The 11,584-nt window shown below is 53.9% G+C and carries 11 protein-coding genes; 4 read left to right on the forward strand and 7 right to left on the reverse strand.

Annotated elements, in window-relative coordinates; translation table 11 throughout:
* Window positions 1–272 precede the first annotated feature (272 nt).
* Window positions 273–692 (forward strand): hypothetical protein, encoded by a 420-nt coding sequence (locus tag ON072_RS20400; RefSeq protein ID WP_261753023.1) that lies wholly within the window; start codon window positions 273–275, stop codon window positions 690–692.
* A gap of 120 nt (window positions 693–812) precedes the next feature.
* On the opposite strand, the gene ON072_RS20405 is transcribed toward ON072_RS20400, so the two are convergent.
* Entirely contained in the window at window positions 813–2,705 is a 1,893-nt protein-coding gene (locus ON072_RS20405) for a methyl-accepting chemotaxis protein (RefSeq protein ID WP_096140975.1), read from the reverse strand.
* A 288-nt stretch (window positions 2,706–2,993) separates the two neighbouring features.
* Between ON072_RS20405 and ON072_RS20410 the strand changes: the two genes are divergently transcribed.
* Both ON072_RS20410 and ON072_RS20415 read left to right on the forward strand, forming a co-directional pair.
* The gene (locus ON072_RS20410) at window positions 2,994–4,394 is read left to right on the forward strand and encodes a cytochrome C biosynthesis protein (protein WP_261753022.1); all 1,401 of its coding nucleotides are present in this window, start codon (window positions 2,994–2,996) and stop codon (window positions 4,392–4,394) included.
* A gap of 165 nt (window positions 4,395–4,559) precedes the next feature.
* Window positions 4,560–4,760: a hypothetical protein gene (locus ON072_RS20415; RefSeq protein ID WP_025008941.1), complete on the forward strand. Its 201-nt coding sequence runs from the start codon at window positions 4,560–4,562 to the stop codon at window positions 4,758–4,760.
* A gap of 78 nt (window positions 4,761–4,838) precedes the next feature.
* On the opposite strand, the gene ON072_RS20420 is transcribed toward ON072_RS20415, so the two are convergent.
* The 5 genes from ON072_RS20420 to ON072_RS20440 form a co-directional block, all read right to left on the reverse strand.
* Window positions 4,839–5,087 (reverse strand): hypothetical protein, encoded by a 249-nt coding sequence (locus ON072_RS20420; RefSeq protein WP_261753021.1) that lies wholly within the window; start codon window positions 5,085–5,087, stop codon window positions 4,839–4,841.
* A gap of 197 nt (window positions 5,088–5,284) precedes the next feature.
* The gene (gene ahpF / locus ON072_RS20425) at window positions 5,285–6,844 is read right to left on the reverse strand and encodes an alkyl hydroperoxide reductase subunit F (RefSeq protein WP_167716511.1); all 1,560 of its coding nucleotides are present in this window, start codon (window positions 6,842–6,844) and stop codon (window positions 5,285–5,287) included.
* A 104-nt stretch (window positions 6,845–6,948) separates the two neighbouring features.
* A complete protein-coding gene (ahpC, locus tag ON072_RS20430) occupies window positions 6,949–7,518 on the reverse strand; it encodes an alkyl hydroperoxide reductase subunit C (RefSeq protein ID WP_028779456.1) in 570 nt (189 codons plus the stop codon).
* Window positions 7,519–7,707: 189 nt separating this feature from the next.
* Window positions 7,708–9,246, reverse strand: a complete 1,539-nt coding sequence (locus ON072_RS20435; protein WP_167716509.1) for a leucyl aminopeptidase — start codon at window positions 9,244–9,246, stop codon at window positions 7,708–7,710.
* A gap of 89 nt (window positions 9,247–9,335) precedes the next feature.
* Window positions 9,336–10,079 (reverse strand): spermidine synthase, encoded by a 744-nt coding sequence (locus ON072_RS20440; RefSeq protein ID WP_107005075.1) that lies wholly within the window; start codon window positions 10,077–10,079, stop codon window positions 9,336–9,338.
* Window positions 10,080–10,172: 93 nt separating this feature from the next.
* On the opposite strand from ON072_RS20440, the gene ON072_RS20445 reads away from it, so the two are divergent.
* Entirely contained in the window at window positions 10,173–10,718 is a 546-nt protein-coding gene (locus ON072_RS20445; protein ID WP_025008938.1) for a mechanosensitive ion channel family protein, read from the forward strand.
* On the opposite strand, the gene ON072_RS20450 is transcribed toward ON072_RS20445, so the two are convergent.
* On the reverse strand, window positions 10,715–11,452 hold the full coding sequence (locus ON072_RS20450) for a dienelactone hydrolase family protein (RefSeq protein WP_261753020.1): 738 nt from the start codon (window positions 11,450–11,452) through the stop codon (window positions 10,715–10,717). The two genes, ON072_RS20445 and ON072_RS20450, sit on opposite strands and share 4 nt — an antisense overlap.
* Window positions 11,453–11,584: the final 132 nt, after the last annotated feature.

The following is an 11,584-nucleotide window of genomic DNA, read 5'->3' on the forward strand; positions in this document are numbered from 1 at the left end:
CGCCAATTGCTGTGTAAGCCAGAGTGCCACGAGGACTTATTCGCACCTTCCCTAATATTCAGTCAATTTATTGGCAAGAATATAAATAAATGTCGCAACAATTGAAATTATATTTGTTGCGACATTTTTCCGTCATTCATTCTGTATTATGACGCTGTCATTCAGCAAAGGTTGATATTCATATAAAATTGATTTTTCCTGGACAATCGATTAAATTTGCGCCTCAAAAGTGGATGTGAGCAATAATAAAGTCATAGTCAAAGGAGAATGATATGCGCGCCCTGATTCTGGGGTTACTGCTGTTTACCGGCGCGACCCAAGCCACCTGTCAGAAAAGCGTTTTGCTTGGCAATGTCGATTATGCCAAGAACAGCTCTTATTTCAGTACCCAGGATTCTTTGCAACTGGATAAAATTGTTGCTGATAATAGCGATAATTCAAGCGGCTATCTGTTATTGGAATTCAATATGGATAAGTCTATCGGCGATGAAGATTTGCAAAAATATAATATGTGGCTTGCCAATAGACGAATTGAAAGGGTTAAAGAATATTTAACCGCAGCACACTTCTCTCACCCCATAGTCACTCGTATCCGCACGGCAACCCATAAAGACAATCGCGAAGTGAGTCTGCATTGGTGTACTAACCAACAGATGATGGCGACGATTGAAAAGCCAAGCGCCGCCGAATAACTAAGTACTTTCAAGATCCACAAATGAATGCCCCTTAGGGAAGGTGCGAAGTGGCTTACAGGCCCGTAAGCCGATGCAGAGCACTCATGGGACTTGTTCGCACCCTCCTTAGGTATTGCGCTAGAGTTTAAAACGGCCGACTTCACGGCGCAGCGAATCTGACAACTCAGCCAACTCCTGCGCTTTGACAGTGGCGCTGTTGGCCTCCTGTGACAGGGTTTGAGAAACCTCACGAATCGACTCGGTATTACGATTGATTTCGCTGGTGACAGAGGTTTGCTCTTCGGCCGCTGTAGCTATCTGGCTGGCCATATCGGATATCTGGGTGATCGCTTGGCTTATCTGCTCCAGACTGGCACTGGCCGATTCGGCATCCATCACACTGGTTTCGGCCATCTGATGACTCTGAGCCATGGAATTCACTGCCTTGGAAGCGGTTTTTTGCAAGGTCTCAATCATGGTCTGGATCTCTTGTGTCGACGCATGAGTGCGCTGCGACAGCACCCTGACTTCATCGGCTACCACGGCAAATCCGCGCCCCTGCTCACCGGCTCTGGCGGCTTCGATGGCGGCGTTCAAAGCCAACAAATTGGTCTGCTCGGCAATACCGCTGATGGTCAGCAAAATGCTGTTGATCTTCTGTGAGTGCTCGTTGAGCTCGCCGATGATCTGACTGGCGGTATCCACTTCCTGCGCCAGGCTACGAATCGATTCCTGGCTCTGCAGCACTTGCTGTTGTCCACTGCCGGCCAGGCCGACCGCCGACTGCGCCGTCTGTGCCGTCAGTTCAGCATTGCTGGCGATCTCCTCGGTGGCACTGGCCATTTCGGTCACAGCGGTTGCCACCATAGTGACTTCGTCCTGCTGCACTTCGATGCTCTGGCTGTTACTCTCGGCCGAATGGCGGGTCTCCTGTGCCTGGCCTCCCAACTGCTGGGCTATGTCACTCATACGGGAAATCATGCCGTGCAGGCGTTCAACAAAACGATTAAAGCCGGCGGCGAGCATGCCTATCTCATCGTGCTGATTACGGGTCTCGATACGGACTGTGAGGTCCCCCTCCCCTTCGGCAATATCGTTGAGCGCCTTGGCCAGACGTTCCAGATCGCGGAACTGGCTCTTGAACACCAATACCAGCAACAGACCAAAGCCCACCAAAAACAACACGCCCACCGCAGACATCCACCATGCCAGCTCGGTAGCCTCGGCCATGATGCTTGCCTTGTCCATCACAAACATCAGTGCCCAATCTGTATGAGGCACTGCCGCCACGTAAAACAGCTTGCTGCTACCGTCGAATGCCATCTCATCCAGGGTATTGGCGCTGATCCTGGCGCTGAGCCACTGAGGATTGAAGGCACTGCCAAGACGGCTGAACTGCTGACCGTTCAGGTCCTTGTCCGGATGACTGATAATCAAGCCTGAGCGTTCAAGCATCACGGCATAGCCGTCACCCGGCACCTTGAGGGTTCGCACCGCATCTGTCAGTTGATCTATGGTGAGATTAGCCGCTGCCACGCCCTGCAGGCGACCGCTGTTCATTACCGGTTCGGCTATGGTGACCACCAGCTTTTGCAATGTGGCACTGACATAAGGTGCCGTCATTATCATGGCTCCTTCCCGCTTGGCATCCTGATACCAAGGGCGAACCCGGGGATCATAGCCAGCCGTATTCAGGCTGGGATCCTGACGGTACATGTTGCCCTGCTCATCGCCGTAGTAGGTCAGCGCAAAACCGCTGGCCTCATGGGCCTGCATCAGAAAAGGGGTGATATTGACCTCAGGGTTCCGCTGCAGCGTGCCCTTAATGCTGCTGATCGCCTTTTGTCTGTCATACATCCACTGCCCTATGCCGCCGGCAAAGGTGTTCGCCAATTGATCGACCTCGCGCTGGGTTCGCTGCATGGCATTATCACGAATGGAAGAGGAGGAAAGGCCAACCAGGGCGGCAACCGTAAGCAAAACGGCGCCCAGACTGACCAGCAGTAAGCGGGTTTTAAGCGTGAACTGCATAAGAAGTCCTATAAATTTTTAGGGTGGAGTAAAAGTTTAGCGGCAAAAAAGTAAATTACTGAAGTCGCTTACCACAATGGCACTGTTCGAATGCGGTTTTATTACTCAAAGCTTAACAAATGTCCATGTGTCTCACTTTAGGGACTTTTTCGAGTCTGCTAACAGTTTTGATGCTGCTTTATCATGGATACCAAGGGCTTGGAGTAAAGTATTTGTAGGGTACTTGTAGCCTGAACCGGGCTATGGGTCATTCAGATACAGTTTAATCCCTCTTACACAGGTAAGCTTATGTTAAGAACCCTCTTTCTCTGCCTGTTACTGAGTTTCAGCGCAGGCCTTGCCGCAACCGAAAATTCGGCGTCGCAGATCCAGTGGCAACAGGTGGATCAGCAAGGGCAGATCAAAATTCCTTTATATTTTGTCTGGTCCAAGACCTGTCCCCACTGCGCTGAAGCGCATCCATTCATCGACTCTCTGCCGGAGCGCTACCCCTGGATAGAGCTGCACTCTGTGATGGTGGGCGCCACGGGTACTCAGGAGCTGTGGCAGCAGTTGGCCACAGAGACAGGAACAGAAGCCCGCTCAGTGCCCTATATGGCTACCTGTGGCAAGGTGATAGTCGGTTATTCCAGTGAAGAGGTGACAGGTCAGTTCCTGCTCAACCGCCTCAAGAACTGCTACCTGCAGGCGGGCGGCCAGTTGAGCCCGGAAGATATGCCGGGACAAACAAGCACTCAGGCAAACACAGGTTCAACTCAGGCGCCGCTGTTTGGCACCTGCGCCAATGATGGTGGCGATGGCACCTGTGATGCCACGGCTCTGGCGGCAGAGCCCGAAGTGCAGCCGGTGGAATTGCCTCTGGTTGGGGTGGTGACACCTGAAACCATGTCGCTGCCAATTCTGACGCTGGTACTGGCCGGTGTCGATGCCTTTAACCCCTGTGCCTTCTTCGTGCTCTTGTTCCTGCTGTCCATCATGGTCAACGCCAAGAGCCGCAGCCGTATGCTGTTGGTTGGTGGTATCTTCGTGTTTTTCTCGGGCTTTATTTACTTCCTGTTTATGACCGCCTGGCTCAACATCTTCCAGCTGTTGGGGGCCGGCAGTGATGGCGGGATGATTATTCTGGCAGCGGGAATACTGGCGTTGATCGCCGGCAGTATCAACGTGAAGGACTACTTCGTTACCAAAGGAGAAGTAACCCTATCCATGTCGGCGGAAAACCGCACCGGGCTTATCAAGCGTATGGGTAAGCTGTCCAGCGCCTCCAGCCTGGCGACCATGATAGCCGGTACCACAGTGCTGGCGATTCTGGCCAACGCCTATGAGCTCTTGTGTACTGCGGGTTTCCCTATGATCTACACCAGCGTGCTCTCCATGCATAACCTGCCGAGCTTTGAGCGCTATATGTACCTGGTGCTGTACAACATTGTCTATGTGATCCCACTGGCCATCATAGTGATTGCTTTCAGCATGACGCTTGGTAAACGTAAGTTGACCGAGAAAGAGGGCCAGACCCTGAAGCTGATGTCCGGCATCATGATGCTTGGCTTGGGCGGCACCCTGGCGGTCAACCCGGCGGCGCTACAGAGCGTCACCCTGGCATTGGGGCTGATTATCGGCGCCATAGTCGTCACTATCCTGATAGTCAGCGGTAGAAAACTGTTGGAGCGCCGCCGTAAGGCCGCTTGATGGATCACGACTTGAAGTTCAGAGCAGCAGCAAGAAGCCAAGTTGCCCATTGGTGGCTTGGCTTTTTGCCGGACAAGCGGGATTTAGGCTAAAGTTATAGCTATTGATGCCGATAACAGTATCATGCCCGAGTCCCGAAGCGACTCTCCAACCCAGAGGAAAGCCATGACAGTTTCTCTCAACTCCCAGCCGCTGTCGGTCAATATGGATACCGGCGCTGTCGGTGTTAAAGTCGCGCAGCTGGCCAAGCAGCAACAAGAAGCCGAAGGCGAAATCGCACTGCAACTTATCCAGGCCGCTACGCCGACACAAGAACCTGCCGGCCCGGTTGGTAACATAGGCCACAATATCAATACCACAGCCTGATATTCCCAAGGCTCTGGCGATAGCAAAAAACCGGCAAAGCCGGTTTTTTTATTGTGGATACATGGGCGAACCTAAGACTCACTTATGCTGCGCCAATGCCTCCTGCAATGCCTGACGCGTCGCAGTATCCTGCTGCCTTTGCTGTTCTTGCTGATGACGACGTAAGTTATCTTCCGCCTGACGCACACACTGATTGTGATCCTGCCAACCATCGGCAACCGCTTCATAGGTACGGGCAGAGCATAGAATATCGGCGCAGCCACCGAGACTCCCCAAACCCAACAGCAAAAGCAACAGGGCGCTCTTTGCCAAATAAGATGCAGACATTGTTATTTACTCCAAACCTGGAATGCCAAGGCAATCGAGTGGCAAGGTCATTTTCCACCAACCGGCATCGACCCTAAACGGTTCAAATTAACCCAAAGAGACTGACGCTCAGCTGAACCAAAGGTTTGCCTTAGAACAAAAGAAGCCGGCACTTGGCCGGCTGCTGTGTTGCTAAAGGCTGTTGAGTGGTTAACCCATCAAGCCGCTGCCGATTCATCCTCTGAATGGCGGATCAGGTAGTCAAAGGCTCCCAGAGAGGCGGTTGCACCGCTACCCATGGCGATGATGATCTGCTTGTAGGCCGAGTTGGTCACGTCACCGGCGGCAAACACCCCTGGCAGTGAAGTCTGACCGCGTTCATCGACAATGATTTCACCGCGTGGAGTCAATTCCACAGTACCGCGCAGCCATTCAGTGTTGGGCACCAGACCTATCTGCACAAAGATACCTGCCAGCGCAATATTATGCTGCTCGCCACTGGCTCTGTCTGTGTAGTTGAGCCCGATAACCCGACTACCATCACCAAGGACTTCTGTCGTTTGCGCCTGGGTGATGATGGTGATGTTACCCATAGATTTGGCCTTGCGCTGCAGCACGTCATCGGCGCGCAATTTGCTGTCAAACTCGAGTACAGTCACATGCTCGACTATGTTGGCCAGATCGATAGCCGCCTCAATACCCGAGTTACCACCGCCGATCACCGCAACCCGTTTACCCTTGAACAGCGGGCCATCACAGTGAGGGCAATAAGCCACACCGCGGCCACGATATTCCTGCTCACCGGGGACATTCATTTCCCGCCAACGAGCCCCGGTGGCTAACAGGACAGTACGGCTCTTGAGTACGGCACCATTTTCCAGTTCCACTTCATAGAGGCCATTGCTGCCAAGACGAACCGCCTTCTGGTTATCCATCACATCCACTTCATAGTCGCGAACATGCTCTTCCAGATTTGCCACCAACTTGGGGCCTTCAGTCGCCTTGACCGAAATAAAGTTTTCAATGCCTACGGTTTCGCTGACTTGGCCACCGAACTTGTCGGCCAACAACCCAGTGCGCAGTCCCTTACGGGCGGCATAGATGGCGGCTGATGCACCGGCAGGCCCGGCGCCAACCACCAGTACTTCGTAGGGCTTACGCTGGTTGAGGCTCTCGGCTTGGCGGGCAAAGGCATTGGTATCCAGTTTATTGAGTATCTCTTTCAGGCTGATGCGGCCGGCAGAGAAAGGCTCGCCGTTCAGATAAACCGAAGGCACGGCCATGATGTTGCGCTGCTCAACCTCATCCTGGAACAGGGCACCATCTATCATGGTATTGCTGATCCGCGGGTTGATCGCCGCCATCATATTGAGCGCCTGCACCACATCCGGGCAGTTCTGGCAGCTCAGAGAAACAAAAGTTTCAAAATGATATTCCCCTGGCAGGCTGCGGATCTGCTCGATCAGCTCGGCCTCCAGCTTGATGGGATGCCCTCCTGTGTGCAGCAGAGCCAACACAAGTGAGGTAAATTCGTGCCCCATGGGCAAACCGGCAAAACGTATGTCAGAACCCTTGATTGAGGTAACCTGCATCGCCGGGGTACGGGACAGTGACTGCTCGGTCACACTGACCAGGGAAGAGAGCGAGGCAATATCCTGTGCCAGAGCCAACAGCTCTTTGGACTTTGGGCTTTCATCTGCAGATACGACAAGTTCAACTGGTTGCTTGAGGTTCTGCAGATAGGTTTGCAGTTGATTTTTCAGATTCGCATCCAACATGATGACTCCAGAATCAGACTAAAGGAAAACAGAAATAGTGCGGGGAAAAAGGCTCCGAACCCTTGCAGGGGGAGGTTCGGAGCCTTCTGGGTCAGGCTGGCTGTTTAGATTTTGCCAACCAGGTCCAGAGAAGGAGCCAGAGTTTCGTCGCCTGGCTGCCACTTGGCAGGGCAAACTTCGCCGTCGTGAGTGGCAACATATTGAGCAGCTTGGATCTTACGAACCAGCTCGCTGGCGCTACGTCCGATACCCAGGTCATGGATTTCCGCGACTTTGATTTCACCTTCAGGGTTGCTGACGAAAGTACCGCGCAGGGCAACACCGTCTTCCTCAACCAGCACGCCGAAGTTACGGCTGATTTCACCGGTTGGGTCACCTATCATTGGGAATTGAATCTTGTTGATGGTGTCGGAAGTATCGTGCCATGCCTTGTGAGTGAAGTGCTTGTCGGTAGACACAGAGTAAACTTCAACGCCCATGGCTTGCAGTTTTTCGTAGTGGTCAGCCATATCACCCAGTTCAGTTGGGCAAACGAAGGTAAAGTCGGCTGGATAGAAGAAAACTACAGACCACTTGCCCAGCAGATCCTGTTCGGTCAGCTCAACGAATTCACCTTTGTGGAAGGCGGTAGCTTTAAAGGGTTTGATTACAGAGTTGATGATTGACTGAGTCATTGTATGCTCCCATTTTCAGTTTGAATTGTCCGGGTCAACTTCATTGCTGCCCGTCGATGGAAGTCATATTAACCAAAGGGTTTAAAATAAGATAACGGATAAAAGCTGTTGCCTTAATCGGTTTTTCAGAGGAACTTGTGTCGGGAGCGAAAAAAGCGATTACCCTTCGCTCCCGGGCAAGTTATTGATCTATTGGTTCTCGCTGAACTTATGCTGTTCCAACCAATGGCTCAGCAGGCGTACACCATAACCGGTAGCACCGGCCGGAGCCAGTTGAGTGTCGCTCCTGACCAGGGCATTACCGGCAATGTCCAGATGAGCCCAGGGTTGATCACCGGCAAAACGCTTGAGAAACATCGCCGCCGAAGAAGCCCCGGCGCTGCCTTCACGGCCTGTGTTGGTTAAATCCGCGATGCTGGAATGCAGCTCTTCGCCGTAGGCCGGATCCAGCGGCAGACGCCACAGCTTTTCCCCCACCTGCTGTCCCGCGTATGTCAGTTGCTGCACCAAAGGTTCTGAGTCACTGAACAGGCCGGCATATTCCACCCCTAGGGCACGCACCTTGGACCCTGTGAGGGTCGCCACATCCACTATCACTTGTGGTTGGTATTTCTCGCGGGCATACCAAAGACCGTCGGCCAGCACCAGGCGTCCTTCAGCGTCGGTATTGAGGACTTCAACCGTCAGCCCCTGGGCAGTCTTGATCACATCCCCCGGGATCATTGCACGACCCGAGACCATGTTTTCCGCCAGCGGCATGATACCCACCAGATTAACCGGCGCCTTGGAGGCGGCCATCGCCTTGACCGTTCCCAACACTGTGGCGGCGCCGGCCATATCTGACTTCATCCGCGCAATCGAAGTGCCGGTCGCCTTGATGTTATAGCCGCCTGAGTCAAAGGTAATCCCCTTCCCCACCAGCGCCACCGGAGCATCATCACTGCCCTGCCAGTGCGCGACTACCAGTCTAGGGCCTCGCTCGCTGCCTTTGCCCACGGCCAGCAACGCACCCATATTGAGTTTGGCCAGTTCTTTGGGTTCCAACACCTTGATCTTGACGCCAAGACGCTTGAGTTCCTTGGCCGCATCGGCAAAGGACTCGGGATAGAGTTCGGCGGCCGGTTTGTTGGTCAGATCCCGCGCCAGCGCCACCCCATCGGCAATCGCTGCCGACTTGAGGTGATTGGTCTCGGCTACCTTGGGCTCGGCGACCGCAAAATGGTACTGTTTTTCGGTGCGCGGCTTGGCCGTGAAGTCACGATAGCGGTAGCTGGCAAGGGAAATCCCCTGGGTCAATTCGGCGATAAACCCTTGGCTATTTGGGATATCAGCGGCCCATACCGCCACCTTGGGTTGTTTGACGGCTTCCAGGTGATTTGACAGCTTGCCCCCCAGCAAGGCTGTCTCCCCCGGCGTCAGTTCAGCATCCCCAAGCCCGAGCAGCAGCAGGCGCTCTGCTTGGGTACCAATGGGGGCCAGCAATTCGAGCAGCTCGCCCTCCTGGCCTTTGAAGTTGGCGGCCGCAATGGCGCGCTGCAGTTGTTTGCGGGTATCCGCCTGCAATCCGGCGGCCGAGTATAGGGTGCCATCCTGATGCTGGAACATCACCAAGGTGTTGGCCGGGGCGACTTGAGTGGCAAACTCATACTGTTCGGCCTGTGTCGTCCCAGCGCCCACAAGGCAGGATAGGGTCAGAAGTTTTACTGCTAATCTTTTGTTTTTATTCATTTGTACTGCTTATCATTATTGAGGGGCAGACAAATATAACATCAGGGCTTTTACGGACTAGTGCCCTTAACAATCCCTTACAAATTAGCCTACTGCCAGAGTTCGAAGCGACTGAGAGAGCGGCCGAGATCGCAGTCCAGCACAGCAGACAAGCCGGCGGCGCCCTGTTTGAGCCCGGCACTGGTAAAGTTTTTCGGTGTCCTTGAGGCAAACACTACCCAGTTGCCGCCCCCCGTGAGGCAGGCCCGCACATCGGGGAAATGTTGCTGCAGGCGAGCCAGCAGGCCTCTGTCCTGACTGTGCTCTTTCCAGCAGTTGAGCACCAGCAAACCTTCACTCTTGAGCAGTGCCAGGCTCTGCTCGATAAAGGCTTGGCTCAGCTGACCGGCATCCACCCCTTCAGAGCCGTAGAGATCGGCGAAGATAATATCTACCTTCTTGTGATCGGCACTGGCCAGAAACTGATTGGCATCCTGATTGATAAGGTTCAGCTTTTTCGACAGTGGCAGTTGAAAATGGCTCTTGGCCAACTCAAGCACCAGGGGGCGCAACTCGACCGCTGTCAGCTTGATAGCGGCATCAAAATGCCTCAGCGCATGCACCAAGGCGCCGCCGCCCAGCCCCAAAATGATGGCGCTCTTGGGTTTGAGGTACAAAAGCGCCAACAGCATGGCTTGCACATAGGTGTGCTGCGGTACATGAGGGGCCTTTTTCAACAGTTTGCTCTGCTCGTCGTGTTCGCCGAAGGCCAAAATCCGACAGTCGCCATCATCGAGGACAGCGACGCTGCCCCATTCATCCTGTTGCTGCACTAAGGTGCGATAATCTGCCATGCTTGAATAATTCTCGATTGGGGAGTTTATCCCCTGTGACAAAGTCGCTAGTATGCCAGCAAATGCCTTATTTCTCACAGAAGCATACGCCATATGACTCACAATATTCTGATTGCCTGCCTCTATCTCGGGGTGTTTTTCTTTCTGCAGCGGGCGCTGAAAAATGCGGTGCAAACCCTGGCGGACAAGAAACAGGTCAGCGCCGCCCGTACCAGCCTGGTGACCCGCTTTATCAGCTATCTGTTGTTCTTTGTCACTCTGTCGTTGATGGCCGTTTCTCTGGGACTCGGCTATCAGGAGGTTTCACTGTTCGTGTCTTCGGCATTTGCCGTGCTGGGGGTGGCTTTGGTGGCCCAGTGGTCGATACTGAGTAACCTCACCGCCGGGGTGCTGATCTTTTTTGTGTTTCCCTACAAAGTCGGTGAGCGGATCAAAGTCGTCGACAAGGATGAAGATATTACCGGGGTATTGTTGGAAGTGGGGCTGTTCCACGTGCTTATCCGCCGCGACAACGGCGATACTGTTACCTACCCCAACAACCTGATACTGCAAAAAGCCGTGCTGAAGCTGGCACCCAGCAATGCCTCGGCGCCGCAGGCACAAGAGACAGAGCCGGAGCAACTGACCAAGCAGGATTAATTGAGCCTGCGCTGAAACAGCGCCAGCGCCTGCTGATACATCTGCAACGCCAATGCCGGGTCATAACGGGGATCGCCATCCCTCATAAAGGCGTGCTGGGCATTGAGCTCCTGCCAGCTGTATAAGGTCTGGCATTGCTCCAGCCTTTGCTGGATGAGACAGCGCCCTTCACTCGGCACATGGGGGGCCTGCTTGCCCCAGATCATCATCAACTCGGCGCGAATATCCCGGCAGCGGCTCAGAGAGTCATTCCCCGGCGCACTCGGGATAGCGCCGCTGTGAATATCTGTGGCATAGAGACAAAATGCCGCTGCTATGTCGGGGTTAAGGGCGGCGCGAAATGCCAGGTGACCGCCAATGCAGACGCCCATGGCACCAATCCGGCCGCGGCTCCAGGGCTGAGCCCGGATAAAATCCACCAACGCCTGAGTATCATCATCGTGGGCTTCCAATGGCTTGCTCAGCTTATCGCTGTTGCCTTTGTCCTTGCCACTGTCATCATAACCAAGCACAGTGCCCGGCGGATTGAGCTCGTGGAAAATCTCCGGCACCAATACCACAAAGCCATGACCGGCCAGCATACAAGCCATGCGGCTTATAGGTGCGGTTTCCTGAAAGATTTCCGAGTAAAAAATGATGGCGGGAAAACAACCCTCGCTATCGGGACGATAGACCCGGGTTTGCATGCTGCCGCTTGCCGTCGGCAGTTGATGAAGACTCTGTGTAACCAGCATGACACCTCCCTATGAGCATCTCCCCGATGCGGTAACCTCAATCTAGCAATCGGGGAGTCGGGTGTCAGTATTTATCTTTAGGGAAGGTGCGAATAAGTCCTCGTGGCACTCTGGCTTGCACAGCAATTGGCG

The organism is Shewanella sp. K8, from assembly GCF_028823715.1.
GTDB classification, from domain to species: Bacteria; Pseudomonadota; Gammaproteobacteria; order Enterobacterales; family Shewanellaceae; genus Shewanella; species Shewanella algae.

Coding starts and splice junctions, on each gene's coding strand:
- ON072_RS20435 (WP_167716509.1), bottom strand. CDS start 9,246: ATGAATAAAAACAAAAGATTAGCAGTAAAACTTCTGACCCTATCCTGC.
- ON072_RS20415 (WP_025008941.1), top strand. CDS start 4,560: ATGACAGTTTCTCTCAACTCCCAGCCGCTGTCGGTCAATATGGATACC.
- ON072_RS20440 (WP_107005075.1), bottom strand. CDS start 10,079: ATGGCAGATTATCGCACCTTAGTGCAGCAACAGGATGAATGGGGCAGC.
- ON072_RS20450 (WP_261753020.1), bottom strand. CDS start 11,452: ATGCTGGTTACACAGAGTCTTCATCAACTGCCGACGGCAAGCGGCAGC.
- ON072_RS20405 (WP_096140975.1), bottom strand. CDS start 2,705: ATGCAGTTCACGCTTAAAACCCGCTTACTGCTGGTCAGTCTGGGCGCC.
- ON072_RS20410 (WP_261753022.1), top strand. CDS start 2,994: ATGTTAAGAACCCTCTTTCTCTGCCTGTTACTGAGTTTCAGCGCAGGC.
- ahpF (WP_167716511.1), bottom strand. CDS start 6,844: ATGTTGGATGCGAATCTGAAAAATCAACTGCAAACCTATCTGCAGAAC.
- ON072_RS20420 (WP_261753021.1), bottom strand. CDS start 5,087: ATGTCTGCATCTTATTTGGCAAAGAGCGCCCTGTTGCTTTTGCTGTTG.
- ON072_RS20400 (WP_261753023.1), top strand. CDS start 273: ATGCGCGCCCTGATTCTGGGGTTACTGCTGTTTACCGGCGCGACCCAA.
- ahpC (WP_028779456.1), bottom strand. CDS start 7,518: ATGACTCAGTCAATCATCAACTCTGTAATCAAACCCTTTAAAGCTACC.
- ON072_RS20445 (WP_025008938.1), top strand. CDS start 10,173: ATGACTCACAATATTCTGATTGCCTGCCTCTATCTCGGGGTGTTTTTC.